Source organism: Aeromonas sp. 600282 (assembly GCF_049175755.1).
GTDB classification, from domain to species: Bacteria; Pseudomonadota; Gammaproteobacteria; order Enterobacterales; family Aeromonadaceae; genus Aeromonas; species Aeromonas veronii_A.
Genome location: NZ_JAAKVR010000004.1, coordinates 64,245 through 79,960, shown reverse-complemented (window position 1 = coordinate 79,960; position 15,716 = coordinate 64,245). Strand labels below are relative to the sequence as shown.

At 59.7% G+C, this 15,716-nt stretch carries 14 protein-coding genes; 11 read left to right on the top strand and 3 right to left on the bottom strand.

What is annotated here, in order from left to right; all coding sequences use genetic code 11:
* Positions 1–14 precede the first annotated feature (14 nt).
* Together cyaY and G5137_RS05925 are read left to right on the top strand one after the other, a co-directional pair.
* Positions 15–329, top strand: coding sequence for an iron donor protein CyaY (cyaY, locus tag G5137_RS05930; protein WP_019444859.1), 315 nt, complete (start codon positions 15–17; stop codon positions 327–329).
* Complete coding sequence (locus G5137_RS05925; RefSeq protein WP_421205636.1) at positions 326–979, top strand: alpha/beta hydrolase; 654 nt, start codon at positions 326–328, stop codon at positions 977–979. Before cyaY ends, G5137_RS05925 begins: the two co-directional genes overlap by 4 nt.
* Positions 980–1,042: 63 nt before the next feature.
* On the opposite strand, the gene G5137_RS05920 is transcribed toward G5137_RS05925, so the two are convergent.
* Complete coding sequence (locus G5137_RS05920) at positions 1,043–3,562, bottom strand: class I adenylate cyclase (protein ID WP_421205638.1); 2,520 nt, start codon at positions 3,560–3,562, stop codon at positions 1,043–1,045.
* A 323-nt stretch (positions 3,563–3,885) separates the two neighbouring features.
* On the opposite strand from G5137_RS05920, the gene hemC reads away from it, so the two are divergent.
* From hemC to G5137_RS05900, 4 genes are read left to right on the top strand one after another with little or no spacing between them, the layout of a single operon-like run.
* Positions 3,886–4,815 (top strand): hydroxymethylbilane synthase, encoded by a 930-nt coding sequence (gene hemC, locus G5137_RS05915; RefSeq protein WP_279497729.1) that lies wholly within the window; start codon positions 3,886–3,888, stop codon positions 4,813–4,815.
* A complete protein-coding gene (locus tag G5137_RS05910) occupies positions 4,812–5,546 on the top strand; it encodes a uroporphyrinogen-III synthase (RefSeq protein ID WP_421212210.1) in 735 nt (244 codons plus the stop codon). The genes hemC and G5137_RS05910 overlap by 4 nt, the downstream gene beginning before the upstream one ends.
* The gene (locus tag G5137_RS05905; protein WP_005355191.1) at positions 5,543–6,592 is read left to right on the top strand and encodes a uroporphyrinogen-III C-methyltransferase; all 1,050 of its coding nucleotides are present in this window, start codon (positions 5,543–5,545) and stop codon (positions 6,590–6,592) included. Before G5137_RS05910 ends, G5137_RS05905 begins: the two co-directional genes overlap by 4 nt.
* Positions 6,593–6,602: 10 nt before the next feature.
* Positions 6,603–7,766 (top strand): heme biosynthesis HemY N-terminal domain-containing protein, encoded by a 1,164-nt coding sequence (locus G5137_RS05900; RefSeq protein WP_100646922.1) that lies wholly within the window; start codon positions 6,603–6,605, stop codon positions 7,764–7,766.
* Positions 7,767–7,836: 70 nt separating this feature from the next.
* Here G5137_RS05900 and G5137_RS05895 read toward each other — a convergent pair whose 3' ends face one another.
* Together G5137_RS05895 and glpX are read right to left on the bottom strand one after the other, a co-directional pair.
* Positions 7,837–8,088, bottom strand: coding sequence for a YkgJ family cysteine cluster protein (locus G5137_RS05895; protein WP_005336384.1), 252 nt, complete (start codon positions 8,086–8,088; stop codon positions 7,837–7,839).
* Positions 8,089–8,222: 134 nt separating this feature from the next.
* Positions 8,223–9,233: a class II fructose-bisphosphatase gene (gene glpX / locus G5137_RS05890; protein WP_005336386.1), complete on the bottom strand. Its 1,011-nt coding sequence runs from the start codon at positions 9,231–9,233 to the stop codon at positions 8,223–8,225.
* 218 nt (positions 9,234–9,451) lie between these two features.
* Between glpX and G5137_RS05885 the strand changes: the two genes are divergently transcribed.
* The 5 genes from G5137_RS05885 (at position 9,452) to pbpG (ending at position 15,539) form a co-directional block, all read left to right on the top strand.
* Entirely contained in the window at positions 9,452–10,513 is a 1,062-nt protein-coding gene (locus tag G5137_RS05885) for a porin (RefSeq protein WP_216952723.1), read from the top strand.
* 119 nt (positions 10,514–10,632) lie between these two features.
* Positions 10,633–11,553, top strand: coding sequence for an ABC transporter substrate-binding protein (locus G5137_RS05880; RefSeq protein WP_421255064.1), 921 nt, complete (start codon positions 10,633–10,635; stop codon positions 11,551–11,553).
* 33 nt (positions 11,554–11,586) lie between these two features.
* A complete protein-coding gene (locus G5137_RS05875; RefSeq protein ID WP_421255063.1) occupies positions 11,587–12,465 on the top strand; it encodes an EamA family transporter in 879 nt (292 codons plus the stop codon).
* A gap of 436 nt (positions 12,466–12,901) precedes the next feature.
* Positions 12,902–14,368: a glutamate/gamma-aminobutyrate family transporter YjeM gene (gene yjeM / locus G5137_RS05870; protein WP_421255062.1), complete on the top strand. Its 1,467-nt coding sequence runs from the start codon at positions 12,902–12,904 to the stop codon at positions 14,366–14,368.
* A 259-nt stretch (positions 14,369–14,627) separates the two neighbouring features.
* Positions 14,628–15,539, top strand: a complete 912-nt coding sequence (pbpG, locus tag G5137_RS05865; protein ID WP_042053464.1) for a D-alanyl-D-alanine endopeptidase — start codon at positions 14,628–14,630, stop codon at positions 15,537–15,539.
* Positions 15,540–15,716: the final 177 nt, after the last annotated feature.

Below are 15,716 nucleotides of genomic sequence, written 5' to 3'. Positions count from 1 at the left end.
AACAGGATAAACCGATGAAGGATCACGAGTATCACGCCCTGACCGACGCCTTTTTCCAATATGTGGAAGACACGCTCGACGAGGGGTATCCGGATATCGACTGCGAACGCAGCGGCGGCGTATTGACCCTCTCTTTCGAGAACAAGACCAAGGTCATCATCAACAAGCAGGAGCCACTGCACCAGATTTGGGTCGCCACCCGCGAGAACGGCTTCCACTTCGAACTGCAGGGTGACACCTGGATCGACAACCGCTTCGGCCACGAGCTCAAGGCGCTGTTAAGCCAATCCTGCACCGCCCAGGCGGGCGAAGAGGTAGTGTTCCCATGATCGACCTGCACCCGCAGGGCGCCCGTCATGCGGTGATCTGGCTGCATGGGCTGGGTGATTCCGGCGCCGGTCTCGCCCCGCTGGTGGAGGCGCTGGATCTGCCCGCCGAGCTACCGGTGCGTCACCTGCTGCCGGATGCCCCCGAGCGCCCCATCACTATCAACATGGGCTACAAGATGCGCGGCTGGTACGACATCAAGAGCTTCGAGGATCCCGCCGAGCGGGCAGTGGAGTCCCATGTCCGTGAATCAGCCGACCAGATTGCCGCATTGCTGGATCAGCTGGTGGCCGACGGGTTTGCCCCCGAGCATATCGTGCTGGCAGGTTTCTCTCAGGGCGGGGTAATTGCCTCCTTCACCGCGCTGCGCTATCAGGCAACGCTGGCGGGCCTGCTCTGCATGTCTACCTATCTGGCAGCTCCCGACAAATTGCTCGGCGAGATGAGCGAGGCTGCTCGCACCCTGCCCATCTGCTACATGCACGGCATCTATGACGATGTGGTGAGCCTGTCGCTCGGTTGGGATGCCAAGAACCGGCTTGAAGCTGCCGGGCTCGCCCCCGAGTGGCACGAGTACCCGATGCGTCACGAGATCTGCCGCCCGCAGCTCGGCGACATTCGCAGCTGGCTGCTGGCCCGCCTCGGCGCCTGAGCAACCGCAAAAGCAAACGGCCTGCATCTGCAGGCCGTTTTTATGGCGACTTACCCTCGCGGGTCACCCGACATCACGAGTGGGTGACACCTGCTCACGCGGAGCTCCCTGGCTGCGATAGGGGATCACTGCCAGCTCGCTCCCCTGCTGCACTATCTCGTAGTACTGGGGCAGGTTGAAGTTGATGAACTGACCATCATCGCTGAACCGCTCGTGGTTGGAGGTGTAGAAGCGGTTGACCCCCGCCACCAGCTCATCCTTGTTGCCGGCAAAGTGCTGGTAGATCTCCACCCGGTTCGCCTCATCGAGGATGTAGATGTTGGTGCCCGCATCCCGGGTATCGAAGAAGAACTGCACCAACCCTTCGCTGGCGTAGGCATCAACGATGCTCGGCAGATGCTGGCTGTGGGTCTTGTCGAGCCGCAGCGGCAGGTGATCCAGCTTGTTGTGGGAGATGTGACGGTAAAAATCGATGGCGTTCTCCAGCTTCTTCACCGACACCCCGCGCCGCTCGAAGAAGATGCCGTACTTCTCGCGGCCAAGGGCCATGGTCTTGACCAGCTGCTGCTTGTCGCGGGCAAGGCGCAGATCGATACACTCCGCCACCAGCTTCTGGAAACGGGAGCGCACCAGAGATCGGAAGTGCTGGCTATAGCAGAACACCTCGATCATCTCGGGGGCGGCGGCATCCTGATGCATCTTGCCGAGGATGGTGGTGAGGGCATCGACCACAGCTTCATCCCCCTGGAAGTGCAGAGTACGGATCTCGCTCCAGGAGTTGCGATAGACCAGATCCACCGAACCGACCAGACACTCCTGATTGCGACCGAACGAGAAGACATCCACTGTATTGGCGTCAAATTCGATCACCTGACCGACCCAGTGGCTGGTCGGGTCCATCTCCAGGTTGAGGAAGATGGAGAGCTGACGGATCTCGCACGGCCGACTGAGCGCCAGGTTGGTGGCCAGCGGGTACTTCTCGGGGAAGCAGCCGGAGAGATCGCGGCAGAACTGGTGCAGATTGTCGATGTGCAGATCCGAGCCCTGATTGAACAGGTGCACCCGCGACTGGGGGGTCAGCAGATCGTTGAAGTAGGCCCAGGAGACCAGCTTGCTGATGTAGCCGTTGAACTCGAGCGGCGCGCGACCAATGATGTCCACCGGCTCCAGCGAATGTTTGTAGAGATACCAGCCGGCGCGGTTGAGGCGACCGTGGGGCACCTGCACGAAGCTAAGGTCGGGCTCGCTCAGATCCGGCGCGATCTTGAGGTTCACCCGCTGCACCTTGCCCGGCAGGCTCTCGAACGCGGCGTATAGTTTACGCGACAGGATGCCGATATCTTCCGGGTTGATCGACTCGCTGATGTTGTTGCGACGGGCGAACTGGATCAGGTTGCGGTAGCTCTGCATCAGGGCCTCCAGCAACTCGGCATGGGCGATCTTCACCTCCTCGACCTTCCACTCGTGGCGATGATCGAGGTGGTACAGTTTATCCTGGCTCCAACCCCAGTAGGAGACCAGTTGGCTCATCTGCTCGCGGCGCCACTCGGGAGAGTGATCATCCTTGGGATGACTGAGGCCATCGCACACCTTGAGGTAGAAGCAGCGGCGCACCAGATCGAGTCGCGCCATGTCGCCGATGGACTTGAGGTAATTGGTCACCTTGTCCAGCATCAGACAATAGTTGTCGAGCCGGTAGTGCATCCCCTCGTTGTGCTGAAACCAGTCGCGGCTGATCATCGATAGCAACCGGGTGTTGGGGTACTCGTGGGAATAAGCCTCCATCAGCACCGACTTGAGCACCGCCTTATAGGGGGAATCGATCCCCTTGTAGAGCTGCCACAGGGCAGAGCCGAAATACTCCTCCGCCGGAATCCGGTCAAAACTGCCGAGATCGAGCCAGTCATCCTGCCTGAGCTTGCCACTCTCGAACAACCCGTTCACATAGTCGTCGTAGTGATCATCACACTCGACAGGAACCAGATACCAGATGAGTCGCTTACCGGCGATGCGCATGGCGCTGCGGTAGAACTCGTCAAGCAGCAGCAGGTGCTGGGCGCTGCCACAGCTCTCTCCCTGCATCTCGGCATCGTTGGTCTGGCGGAACTTGTCTTCCGGGATCAGGAAGAAGTTGAGGTCGACCCCGCGCTGCTCCGCCCACTTGGAGAGCAACCGGCACTTCTGCTCCAGCAGGGCGAGCCGCTCCTGCGACAAGCCAGCCACGTGGCAAACCCAGATATCGAGATCGGAGTGACAGCACTGGCCGATGGAGGAGGTGCTGCCCATGGAGTAGAGCCCCTGAATGGCTCGATCATGGGTTGCTAGGCCGCTCTGACAGTTGGCGTTGCGACAGAGGTCATCGATAAAGGCTTGCTGCTCGGCGCTGGCGCTGAAGCTCCAGATGCCATGAGGAACATCACCGGAGACATAACCGGGGAGCAGGGGGTGATTGAAGTGCAGCATGACGGGCAGCAGTTGGAATACCTGCTGCCCGTAGCGACTCATGAGACCTAACGCCCGTTGCGTCTTGAGACGGGTAATGTCGTCATAACGCGCAACCAGCGTATCGATGTGTTCCTGCAATGCCCTGCCTATCACCTAAGTGAAAATGACGCACCAAAAGAGGGATACGTCAAAAAAGTGTGATCATGTTAACAATGCAAACAGCGGTGGTAAACAAGCCTTCAGCTAAACGTCAGATTATTTCTGGTATGACCACATCAAGTATCAGGGGAAATCATTAAATTCCAATGCATTCAATGAATTAATCAAGGCCGCTTGCTTAATGAAAATCATTTTCAGCATGCATTTTTGAGCTTGGCCCCGCTTTTGCCGGCTCCGCCATGAAAGCCCGGGCAAAGGGTGGTAATATCGATTTCCTTCTAAAAATGAAACAACTGATTGATATGGCAGCCCGAACCCTGAAAATTGCCACTCGCAAGAGCCCTCTGGCCCTGTGGCAGGCCAACTTTGTCAAAGACCGGCTCGAAGCCCTGCACCCGCAGTTGCAGGTCGAACTGGTGCCCATGAGCACTCAGGGTGACAAGATCCTCGATACCCCGCTGGCCAAGGTCGGTGGCAAGGGGTTGTTCGTCAAGGAGCTGGAGACCGCCATGCTGGAAGGGCGGGCCGATATCGCCGTTCACTCCATGAAAGACGTGCCGGTGGAGTTCCCCGAGGGACTTGGTCTGCACACTATCTGCGAGCGGGAAGATCCCCGCGACGCCTTCGTTTCCAACCGTTTCAAGGCTATTGCCGAACTGCCGCAAGGGGCCGTGGTCGGCACCTCCAGCCTGCGCCGCCAGTGCCAGTTGCGCGCGGCGCGCCCGGATTTGGTGATCCGCGACCTACGTGGCAACGTCAACACCCGCCTCGCCAAGCTGGATGCCGGTGAGTACGACGCCATCATCCTCGCCGCCGCCGGTCTGAAACGACTGGAGATGGCGCACCGCATCACCGCCTTTATCGAGCCGGAGCAGAGCCTGCCCGCCAACGGTCAGGGTGCCGTCGGTATCGAATGTCGCCTCGACGATGTTGAGCTTCACACCCTGCTGGCGCCGCTGGAGCACGCCGAGACCCGCGCCCGGGTGCTGACCGAACGCGCCATGAATCGCGCCCTGCAAGGGGGATGTCAGGTGCCTATCGGTGCCTACGCACTGGTCGAAGGCGAGCAGATCTGGCTGCGCGGTCTGGTGGGTAGCCCGGATGGCAGCCAGGTAATCCGTGACGAGATCCGCGGCCCGCTGGCCGATGGTGAGGCCCTCGGCGAGCAACTGGCCCAGCGCCTGCTGGCCGCCGGTGCCGACGAGATCCTCGCCGAGGTCTACCGCGCATGACCCCGCTGGTGGTGCGTCCGGCCGCCCAGGCCGCCGAACTGGTGCAGTTGTTGCGCCAGCACGGCCATGCACCACTCTGCTGCCCGCTGCTGGAAACCGTGGCGGGCAGTGAACTCCCCCGCTTGCCCAACCTGTTGCACAGCGCCGATATCGTTATCGCGGTCAGCATCCATGCCGTTCATTTTGCACACGATTTTCTGTTGCAAACTGGTCAGACCTGGCCACATATTGAGTACTTTGCGGTGGGTCAGGCCAGCGCAGATGCGTTTGCCGCTATCGGCATCACAGCAAGCTGCCCGGATGACCCGCGCAGCGAAGGGCTGCTGGCCCTGCCCGCCCTGCAGCAGGTAGCAGGCAAACGGGTACTGATCTTGCGCGGTAATGGCGGGCGGGATCTCATCGCCAGCACGCTGGCCTCACGCGGTGCTCTGGTGCACTATTGTGCGGCCTATGAACGCCACTACCCCGAGCTAGACGGGGAGACATTGACCCGCCACTGGCAGGCAGCGGGGCTGGACAGCCTGCTCATTACCAGTGGTGAACTGCTGCAACGGCTGCTGGAGCTGGTTCCCGACCACCAGCGGCCCTGGCTTTTTGACCGCCTGCTGGTGGTCCCCAGCCCGCGAGTGGCCGAGATGGCCCACTCCGCGGGCTTTATCCATATCACGATTGCCCAAGGTGCATCCAACCAGGCCCTGACGGCCGCACTGGAACTGAGGAAGATGGAATGACAGAACAACAAGAATCCCAGGTAAAACCCCAGCCGACCGCTGCGGTCAATGGCAGCAAGAGCCGCTCCGGTGCCGTACTGGGAGGGGTCGCCATCCTGCTGGCCCTTGGCCTGACCGGCGGTCTCTATCTGCACGGTCACAAGAATGCCGTGGCCCAGCAAGCCGAACTGGCCCAGCTCAAGCAGCAGCTGGCGAGCGCCCTGAGCAAGATCGACCAGACCAGCAGCAAGGATGCCGAGCAGCTGGCCGCGCTGGATCAAACCCAGCAGCGGCTGCAAGGGGAGATGCAGGGTCTGCAGAACCGGGTACTGGATCTCAACGATAAACGCCCCAACGACTGGATGCTGGCCGAATCCGAGTATCTGGTTCGGATGGCGGGTCGCAAACTGTGGCTGGAGCATGACCTCGTCTCCGCCATCACATTGCTCGGCAATGCCGACGAGCGGATCGCCGCCCTCAACGACCCCAGCCTGATGCCGATCCGCAAGGCGCTGGCCGAGGATATCGCCAAGCTCAAGGGGATGCCGCGCATCGACCGCGAGGGGCTGACCCTCAAGCTGGCCGCGCTCTCAGATCAGATCGAGCTGCTGCCCCTCTCCACCGTCAGCATGCCGGAAGCCAAGGCCGAGCCGGATCAGGCGGTCAGCGCCAATCCCGACGAGTGGGAGAGCAACCTGAAGAAGAACTGGGTCAAGTTCACCGAGAACTTCGTCACCATCCGTCGCCGCGATGGCGCGGTCGAGGCGCTGCTCTCGCCGCAGCAGGAGATCTTCCTGCGTGAAAACCTCAAAACCAAGCTGTTGCAGGCCCAGCTCTCCGTCTATCGCGAGCAGCAGGCGCTCTACGAAGACAGCCTGGACAAGGCCCAGCGCTGGCTGACCCAGTATTTCGACACCGACAACAGCGCCACCCGCTACATGCAGGGCGAGATCGACAAGCTCAAGGGTGAGCAGATCCAGATCGACTATCCGGCCCAGTTCAAGACCCAGGCGATGCTGGAGCAGGTGCTGACCGAACGCCTGCAACGCATTCTGGCCAGCAGCTGAGGAGGGCACCATGATCCGTATAATCATTCTGGTTGCCGTGATGGTCGCAGGGCTGATCTTTGGCCCGCAAGCCTCCGGTAACAAGGGCTATGTGCTGATTGCCCTTGGCAATTACACCATCGAATCCTCCGTCACCAGCGCGGTGATCCTGGCCGTGCTGTTCTACGGAGCCCTGCTGATCGTCGAATGGCTGCTGGGTCGGGTATTCGGCCTGCGCCGCAAGACCCTCGGCTGGTACGGCTCGCGCCGCCGCCGCAAGGCCAATCAACAGACCGTCGCCGCCACCCTGGCGATGGCCGAAGGGCACTACAGTCAGGCTGAAAAACTGATGATCAAGGGGGCCAGCAACAGCGATACCCCGCTGCTCAACTACCTGAGCGCCGCCAAGGCGGCACAGGCCCGTGGTGACGACGCCCGCCGGGATCAATACCTGCAAAAAGCGCAGGAAGAGAATCCCAAAGCCGAGCTGGCGCTCACCCTGACCCAAACCCAATTGCAAATCGAGCAGGGCCAGTACGATACCGCGCTGGCGATGCTGGAGTCGGTCTACGCCCTCAACCCGCGCCACCCCATGGTGCTGGATCAGCTGCGTCAGGTGCATCTGGCCCGTCAGGACTGGAGCGCCCTGTGCGACCTGATCCCGGCGCTGCACAAGGTGGGCAAGCTGACCCCGAAACAGGAAGAAGATCTGCTGCAACAAGCCTGGTGTGGTCGCCTGCAACAGGCTGCCGGCAGCCTCGAGACCCTCAAGGCGGTGTGGCAGGATCTGCCGCGCAAACTGCGCCTCGAGCCAGAACTGCTGGCCTGCTACGGCGATCTGCTGCGCCAGCTGGGCGCCGATGGCGAGGCCGCCACCCTGTGGCAGGAGGCGCTGCGCAAACAGCCGATGCCGCAGCTGCTGGCTCGCCTGCCCAAGCTGAAACTCGACAGCTACCAGCCGCTGTTGGCACTGCTGCAAAAACAGCAGGGGCAACCGGAGGTGGACACCGCACTGGCCCAGCTCTATCTACTGGCCGGTCAGCTGGACGATGCCCAGAAGCTGCTGGAGCAGGAGGTGGAGCGGGCGCCGAGCGCCGCCGCCTACCATGCTCTCGGCCAGCTGATGGACAAGCGCCGCCTTACCAACAAGGCCAACGAGTACTATCGTCAGGCACTGGAGCTGGCGGGGATCTGATCCCCGGCGAATAGAAACGCGAGAGGCCGCATGATGCGGCCTCTTTTTTTATATCTTCGCCCTGCTCTCGTCAGGTGGTGAGCCGCTCCAGCTCGCCGATCAGCCAGATGGCCTCGGCGCGATGGCTGCCGCACACATCCATCATGGGGCGAAAACCGCCACACACCGCCGGCCGCTCCGGTTGACCGAAAATCTTGCAGCCAAGGGCGCTATCGAGCTGGATACAGGGGACGCCAGCCGGTTTGCCATCTGGCATACCGGGAATGGCACTGCTGATACTGGGGGCGATGCAACAGGCAGCGCAGCCGCTACGACACTCCATAGACTCCACTCCTTTGGGATGGTCTGAGCCACCATAGCCGAAGCGGCGGCACAAACGTAGCTGGCGCACAACAAAAAGCCCGACCGCACGGGCGATCGGGCTTCAAACAACACAGCCGGTTCAGCGAGCCATCATCACAGGATGATGTCACGTACCACGCTGTCTTTGCGCTCCAGGTAATGGATCGACTTGATACGACGAATGGTACGGGATTTACCACGGATCAACAGAGTCTCGGTGGTCGCCATCACGCCATCGCTGGTGATGCCATCCAGCAGATCACCCTTGGTGATGCCGGTGGCGGAGAAGATGACGTTGTCATTCTTCGCCATATCTTCCAGCTTGAGCACCTTGTTGACGTCGATGCCCAGCGCTTCGCAGCGGGCAATTTCCTGCTCGCCCAGCGCACGCACTTCCGGGCTGTCGCCCTTGACCCGGTGACGCGGCACCAGACGGGCCTGCATGTCGCCATCCAGCGCGCGGATCACCGCCGCGGAGATCACCCCTTCCGGTGCGCCGCCGATGCCATAAAGCATGTCGACTTCACTGTCCGGCAGACAGGTGAGGATGGAGGCGGCAACGTCACCATCAGGAATGGCGAACACCCGCACGCCCAGACCCTGCATCTCCTTGATTGCCTTGTCATGACGCGGCTTGGCCAGGGTAATGACAGTCAAACGGGAGAGCGGCTTGCCCAGCGCCTTGGCCACGGACTTCAGGTTCAGCTCGAGAGCCTGATCCAGGTCGATGGCGCCTTTGGCCTTGGGCCCGACGATCAGCTTTTCCATGTACATGTCAGGTGCTTTCAGGAAAGAACCCTTGTCGCCCACCGCCAGCACGGCCAGCGCGTTGGCCTGACCCATGGCGGTCATGCGGGTACCCTCGATGGGATCGACCGCGATATCCACCGCGTCGCCGTGTCCGGTACCGACCTTCTCGCCGATATAGAGCATCGGCGCTTCATCAATTTCACCTTCGCCGATCACAATCTCACCATCGATCTCGATCTGGTTGAGAATGTGGCGCATGGCCGCTACGGCCGCCCCATCAGCGATATTCTTGTCACCACGTCCGAGCCACTTGTAGCCAGCCAGTGCAGCCGCTTCCGTCACTCGGGAAAACTCGATTGCCAGTTCACGTCTCATCGCATATCCAACCTATGGAGCTCGAAAACGGGCGGCATTCTACCACAAGGGCAAACCTTTGCGCACAAAAGTAGCTGCCAGGTGCATAAATGTAGCCAATTCATCCAATTGCAACCCAATTGCCATCGACTCTTCATCCAGTTGTCACCCCGCTGTCATGCATCTTCCCTAGGATGGCCCCGTCTTCAAAACAAAAGCTTGCAACACAAGGGATTAAGATGAAAAAGCTGACTGTAGTGGCACTGGCTCTGACCGCCGCCTTCCAGGCGCAAGCCGTTGAGGTGTATAAAAATGATACCGCCATGCTGGACCTGTATGGCCGCATCTACGCCGGTCAATTCTTCGGCGACAAGAAAGAAAACGTCGATACCGCCAACCCGAATGGCACCAAGGATTACAGCGCCAAGCAAGGGGCTAACCAGTTTGTCCGCTTCGGTGCCAAGGCTGAAACCCAGATCCAGAGCGGTCTGAAGGCGCTGGCCCAGTACGAAGTGCAGATGTACATCAACGACAGCGAGAAGACCATCAGCGAGAGCTCCGACAACCTGCGTACCCGTCTGGCCTTTGCCGGTGTGGGCGCTGACTGGGGTACAGTGACCTTCGGTCGCCAGAAAGGTGCCCCGGGTTTCCTGGCGGACTGGACTGATGTCTCCCTCTCCGACGGCTACGGTAACGAAGCGCTGGGTGCAAAGACCGACACCTTCGCCACCAACCGCGCCGGTTCCGTACTGAAATACTCCGGCCTGTTCAATGGCTTCCAGCTCGACACCAGCTACAAGTTCGACGGTGGTGACACCGAAGAGACTACCAGCAAGGATAGCGACGCGGCCTACGGAGCAGCCGTGGCCTATACCTTCCCTTTCAACCTGTCGCTGGGTACTGCCTATAACGTCGGCCTGCGCGACAAGAGCGGTGAAGAAGATGCAAAACTGTGGCTGATCTCCGCCAAGTTTGACAACAAGGCCGCCTACGCCGCCCTCAGTTATGCCGATGGCAGCGACTTCCTGGCGACCGGCACCGATCACACCGGTTGGGAAGCCGCGCTGGGCTACAACTTCGAGAATGGCTTCGGTCTGATGGCGCTGTGGAACAAACAGGAGCAGGACAAGGCTGGCACCAAGAAAGACAATGTGGATTACTACACCCTGGGAGCCCAGTACAAGTTCAACAAGAACCTGCGGGTGATCGGCGAGTACCGCATCAACAATCTGGACAGCGTTGCCGGCAAAGCGACCGCCAACAAGGATGACTTCCAGCTGGCTGCTCGCTACGACTTCTAATCGAGGTTTTCTGATACCCAAAGCGCGATGGCTTGCCATCGCGCTTTTTCGTCGCTGTTGCTCAGAAAACCACAAACTGGCCTAGGCTCAAGAGTAGATGTATCGCCGGAGAGATGATCATGGTCAGGCTGCTTTTCGTCCTGCTCTTGCTGCTGGCTCTTCCCGCTCACGCCCTCAATATCGCCATGGTACTGTGGCGTGGCGAAACCGCCGCCGAGGCGGGCTTTCGGGCCGAACTGACCCGACTTGGCTATCAGACCACCATCACCGTCTACAATGCCAATCAGGATCGCACGGCGCTGGCGACCATGCTACGTCAGCAGATGCTGCCGAAACTGGCCGAATACGACTACATCTACACCTTCGGTACCACAGCCACCACCATGGCAAAGAGTTTGGTCGCCAATCGCAAGCCCATGATATTCAATGTGGTTTCAGATCCTGTCGGGGCAGGTTTTCTCTCTGAGGACAAGGCTCAGAACAGCATGGTCGCCGGGGTAAGCAATATGGTGCCGATGGCGCTGCAACTGGCCAATGCCAGCAAGTACCTCCCATCGGATAAGCGGCTGCTGCTACCCTTCAACCCGCGGGAGCAAAACACCCTGCTGGTGGCCGACATGCTGATCAACGCGGCCAAAGGTTACCAATGGCAAGTCGCAACCTGGCGTATAGCACCGGATCCAAAGCGACTGGAGAACGAGTTGAAGCGGCTGCAACAGGATGCCAAAAACGACATCGTCTTTCTGGCCGCAGACAGCTATCTGCTCTCCATCGCCCCCCGTTTGCTGAATGCACTCAACGCAGCTGCTATCCCTACCATCTGCAGTGCAGAGCTGTTCGTCGAGCACGGCTGCAGCGTTGGCACCATCAGCAGCTACGAGGCGCTGGGCAAGATGGCCGCAGTAATCATCCATCGCCACCAGCAGGGAACGCAGTTGCAGGATATTCCGCTGCAGACCGATCCCCACCCCAAACTGGTGCTGGGGCAACTGGGCAGCACCACCAAGCAGGAGAAGAACCCCGAAAAACCGAAGCCTTGATAAAGATCTCGGCCAATCAGGCTCCAGGCGGGTATGCTGTTGACCCCCATAGCCCGAGAGCCTTTTCCCATGAGCACCACCGTCTTTTTTGCCGTTCTGCTGGCAGCCCTGCTTCACGCCAGCTGGAATGCGCTGGTCAAAATTGGCGAAGAGCGGCTGGTGGGGGTGTCACTGGTGGCGATCTTTTCAGGGCTTATCGCCGCCGTGGCGCTGCTGCCCATGGGGCTTCCCTCTGCTGCCGAGCTGCCCTGGCTCGGCCTCTCAGTCCTGCTCCATATCGGTTACTGCCTGTTTCTCAGCCATGCCTACAATCAGGGCGATTTTGGCCAGATCTATCCGCTGGCCCGTGGCAGTGCCCCGCTGCTCGCCATGGCGTTAAGTGCCATATTGCTGGGGGACTACCCCGGTTACGGCGGCATCATCGGCGCCTGCGTGCTGATCATGGGGGTCTTGCTGATGGCCAGGCGAGGTGGGCAGCAGCGCCTTGACAGCAAAGCGGTTCGGGCAGCACTGATCACGGCCATGTTCACGGCGACCTATACCCTCTCGGATGGGGCCGGCGCCCGTGCAGGGGGTGAACCGGTACGCTACACCCTCTGGCTCTTTGCCTGTACCGGGCTGGCGATGCTGCTGGTGTTGCTCGTCCACCAAAAGCGCAACGCATGGCGCCAGATCCGTCGCCATGCGATGGCGGGAATTGCAGGAGGTGCCATGTCACTGCTCGCCTACGGGATTGTTATCTGGGCCATGACCCAAGCCCCCATTGGCGTGGTCGCGGCTCTGCGCGAAAGCAGTGTGCTGTTTGCCATGCTGCTCTCGGTCTGGCTGCTGAAAGAGCCGCTCGGGCGCATGCGGCTGACGGCGGCGGCCATTATCACCGGCGGCGTGCTGCTGACCCGGCTGGGAGGATAAGCGCTGTCGCCATTGGTGCAGATTTATCTGACAGGATGGCGTAATTCACTCCGCCAAATATGCCGAATACCAACTAATGGAAATAAGTGTCGGCCCGGGCGTAAATGTTTACATCCGCAACGTATCAATTAACTGGCAGGTCTGTTTATTTCAACCACAGCTTCATTCGGGAAACTTACCTGCCAAGCAGCATTAATGATAAAATCGTTCACAGTTAATTTTCGGCAACGCTGACCAATACTGCGCATGGCACAGACCATGCCGCTCCGCCCATACATTCATTGACCGCCTGACGGGTAAGCCAGCCCGGTCAGAGATGACCCGATCGCGCCCGCCACAGCAGGATGGCATGGCGCTACCGCGTTATTAATGGGTCCGGTTTCGTCTGTTTAATTTTTGATTATTTTAAATCCAGCACCATCAGGGAGTTTTTAATATGTCGGCAAAAAAGCTGAAGTTGGGCGCCTTTATATTGATGATATTAACATCGGTATTTGGCGTCACTAATATCGGGATCGGTTTTTACCGAATGGGATATGCCGCCATTCCGATGTTCGTGATCGGCGGTCTGTTTTTCTTCATCCCGTTCATTTTGATGATGATTGAGTTTGGTACCGGCTTTCGCAAAGAGGCGGGCGGCATCTTTACCTGGATGCGCCACTCGGTCTCGACCCGATTCGCCTTTATCGGTCTGACCATGTGGTTCGCCTCCTACGTCATCTGGATGTTTGGCAAGGCGCTCTCTATGTGGGTGCCCCTCTCCTTCATGCTGTTTGGCCGCGACATCACCGTCATCCCGGTCACCCTGGGCACCAGCATCGACTTCGGCCCCTTTATTCTGGGAGTGGTCGCCATCGCGCTGGTTGCCACCGTCACCAAGCTCATCACCCTGGGTAGCGCCCGCTTCGCCAAAGTGGCGGCCATCGGCGGTCTCTCCGTGGTGGCACTCAACGTGCTGCTGCTGGTCGGTGGCGTCTTCACCTTCGCGGTGAGCGGCATGACTCTGCAGGAGCCCTTCACCCAGGCATCGCTGACTGCCTCTCCCAATGCCGCTTTCAACGACATCATCCCCTTCCTCGGCTTTATGGTGTTCGCCATCTTCGCCTACGGCGGGGTCGAGGCGATGGCCGGGGTGGCTGACGAGCTGGAAGACCCCGAGCGTGACCTCAAGCGCGACATCTTCCTCTCCGGCGCCTTCATCGTACTCTGCTACATCATCGGCTTTCTGGCGGTCGGCTCAATCATGCGCTGGAGCGACTTCCCGGCCGAGGGGATCACCTCTCTCTCCGCCCTCTTCATCATCATGTTGGAGCTGGGGCGCCATCTCGGTGGCGAGTGGCTGGGACAGGTGTTCATGCGCTTTGCTGGCCTTGGCATGTTCCTGAGCTATCTGGGCGCCTTTATCGCCCTCTCATACGCGCCGCTGCGCCAGTTCATCACCGGCACCCCGAGCTACTTCTGGCCGGAGCGTTTCCAGCGCGAAAACGAGAATGGCGTGCGGATTGAAGCCCTCAAGGTGCAAGCCTGGGTGGTCTGTCTGTTCATTGCCGCCAAGTCCATCTTTACCCTGATCAACCCGGAAGGGGCCGCCGCCCTCTATGAGCTGATCATCACCATGACCAACGTCGGCATGACCCTGCCCTACATGTTCCTCATCTACGCCTGGTATCGCTATCGCAACAACCCGGCGCTGGGCAAGGATCTGATCTTCTTCAAGAGCGCGGGCTCGGTGCTGCTGGCTACCATCATCAGCCTGATCCTGGTCGCCTTCGGCAACGTCTTTACCGTGGTCGCCCCCTTTATCTCCGGCGATATCTCCACCGGCGTCTGGACCATCATTGGCCCGCTGCTGTTCGTGGTGATCGCCATGCGCTTCAAGATCAAGCAGGAAGATGCCCACTAAACGGTAAGCAATGCTCCATGCCAATCGGGACCGTTCTGGTCCCGATTTTTTTAGCGCCGGCTCCCGCTCGCCATCACGGCCAGCCCATAGTTTCAATGCAAAAAAAAACTCCATTGAGACCTCTTTTACGCTCTCCTCGCCGTCAGAGCGCGCTCAACGCCGTAAATTATCAATATCAAGGTGAGAATGATTGTGAAGCGCCAGTTCACGACATATAACTTAGCGAGATATCCCTGTATTTCGTCCGGTAGAGCTGATCATGATGATGCGTTCCCTCCTTCCCCTGTTGCTTGGCGCAGTAATGCTGCCGGCTACTATGGACAGTGCCCATGCCAACCCCTTTTCCGCCAGCAGCAAGAGCAGCAGCGGCTTTCTCGAGCGACGGGATGTGCCTAACCTCAGCTCGGCTGCCTTCGTGGTGGCCAACCACAGAACCGGCGAGGTGATCTCCGAGCGTAACGGCAACCGGGTAATGCCCATCGCCTCACTCACCAAGCTGATGACGGCGCTGGTAGTGCTGGATGCCAACCTGCGCCTGAATGAAATGCTCACGGTGACCAATGCCGACATCGACCGCATCAAGGGAACCGGCTCGCGCCTGGCCATCGGTTCCAGGCTCAGCCGCGCCGAAATGCTCCATATCGCCCTGATGTCCTCTGAAAACCGCGCCGCCTCGGCGCTGGCCCGCCACTATCCCGGCGGCCAGCGTGCCTTCGTCGAGGCGATGAACGCCAAAGCCCGCATGCTGGGGATGTGGAATACCCACTATGCAGACAGCACCGGGCTCAACCCGCGCAATGTCTCCACCGCGCAGGATCTCGCCAAGCTCGCCGCCGCAGCGGCCTCCTATCCGCTGATCCGCCAGTACTCCACCGACGAGCAGAGTTATGTGCGCACCAACAAGCGTCAGCTGCACTACCTCAACTCCAACCGGCTGATCCGCGAAGGGCAATGGGAGTTCACCCTCTCCAAGACCGGCTATATCCGTGAAGCGGGCCGCTGTCTGGTGCTGGGCACCAAGGTCAATCGTGAGCCGGTGATCATGGTGTTGCTCAATGCCGAGACCACCAACGATCGGGTCGCCGACGCCAAGCGGATCAAAACCTGGCTGGAGAGCTCGGGCAGAACCACCCTGGCCGCCAACCAGAGCAGCATGCTGACTCACCAGTAAGCTCGAGATCCCCAACCAAGCGAGGCGCCCGCCTCGCTTTTTTATCTGCATGAGCGCGCCCAAAAAACGGGAGCCCGCTCCCGTTACAGGTAACACCTTCCACCATCCCGTTACAAAATGTAACTACTCAACAGCGTAATTCACACTAATAGAATCAATTGGTTGTAACCTAGCAGC

What these genes read in the sequence shown, in the direction of transcription:
- cyaY (WP_019444859.1), top strand. Translation starts at nt 15, where the DNA reads ATGAAGGATCACGAGTATCACGCCCTGACCGACGCCTTTTTCCAATAT.
- G5137_RS05925 (WP_421205636.1), top strand. Translation starts at nt 326, where the DNA reads ATGATCGACCTGCACCCGCAGGGCGCCCGTCATGCGGTGATCTGGCTG.
- hemC (WP_279497729.1), top strand. Translation starts at nt 3,886, where the DNA reads ATGGCAGCCCGAACCCTGAAAATTGCCACTCGCAAGAGCCCTCTGGCC.
- G5137_RS05910 (WP_421212210.1), top strand. Translation starts at nt 4,812, where the DNA reads ATGACCCCGCTGGTGGTGCGTCCGGCCGCCCAGGCCGCCGAACTGGTG.
- G5137_RS05905 (WP_005355191.1), top strand. Translation starts at nt 5,543, where the DNA reads ATGACAGAACAACAAGAATCCCAGGTAAAACCCCAGCCGACCGCTGCG.
- G5137_RS05900 (WP_100646922.1), top strand. Translation starts at nt 6,603, where the DNA reads ATGATCCGTATAATCATTCTGGTTGCCGTGATGGTCGCAGGGCTGATC.
- G5137_RS05895 (WP_005336384.1), bottom strand. Translation starts at nt 8,088, where the DNA reads ATGGAGTGTCGTAGCGGCTGCGCTGCCTGTTGCATCGCCCCCAGTATC.
- glpX (WP_005336386.1), bottom strand. Translation starts at nt 9,233, where the DNA reads ATGAGACGTGAACTGGCAATCGAGTTTTCCCGAGTGACGGAAGCGGCT.
- G5137_RS05885 (WP_216952723.1), top strand. Translation starts at nt 9,452, where the DNA reads ATGAAAAAGCTGACTGTAGTGGCACTGGCTCTGACCGCCGCCTTCCAG.
- G5137_RS05880 (WP_421255064.1), top strand. Translation starts at nt 10,633, where the DNA reads ATGGTCAGGCTGCTTTTCGTCCTGCTCTTGCTGCTGGCTCTTCCCGCT.
- G5137_RS05875 (WP_421255063.1), top strand. Translation starts at nt 11,587, where the DNA reads ATGCTGTTGACCCCCATAGCCCGAGAGCCTTTTCCCATGAGCACCACC.
- yjeM (WP_421255062.1), top strand. Translation starts at nt 12,902, where the DNA reads ATGTCGGCAAAAAAGCTGAAGTTGGGCGCCTTTATATTGATGATATTA.
- pbpG (WP_042053464.1), top strand. Translation starts at nt 14,628, where the DNA reads ATGATGATGCGTTCCCTCCTTCCCCTGTTGCTTGGCGCAGTAATGCTG.